This window comes from Pseudomonas sp. HY2-MNA-CIBAN-0224 (assembly GCF_040310285.1).
Lineage (GTDB): Bacteria > Pseudomonadota > Gammaproteobacteria > Pseudomonadales > Pseudomonadaceae > Aquipseudomonas > Aquipseudomonas helleri.
Window position 1 is genome coordinate 1 of record NZ_JBEOPQ010000663.1, and the last position, 259, is coordinate 259.

Sequence of the window (259 nt, forward strand, 5' to 3'; positions counted from 1 at the left end):
GGTTTGCACCTAAAAAACATCTATAAAGAAGGCGAACTCGACCCCGAAGCAACTACCGAGCAATCCTCGGTAGTTCGTAAAGAGGGAAACCGACAAGTGCGACGCAACATTCGCTTTTACAATCTAGATGCCATTATTTCTGTGGGTTATCGGGTTAATTCTAAAAAAGGCACGCAGTTTCGTATATGGGCGACCCAGCGCTTACGTGAATACTTAGTGCAAGGCTATACGCTCAATCAGCAACGCTTCGATAAAAACT

General features: G+C 44.8%; 1 protein-coding gene. It reads left to right on the forward strand.

The window, feature by feature from the left end; translation table 11 throughout:
• Positions 1 to 259 (forward strand): RhuM family protein (gene rhuM, locus AAEZ03_RS27970; RefSeq protein ID WP_350583180.1); only part of this gene is annotated, 259 nt, incomplete at both ends.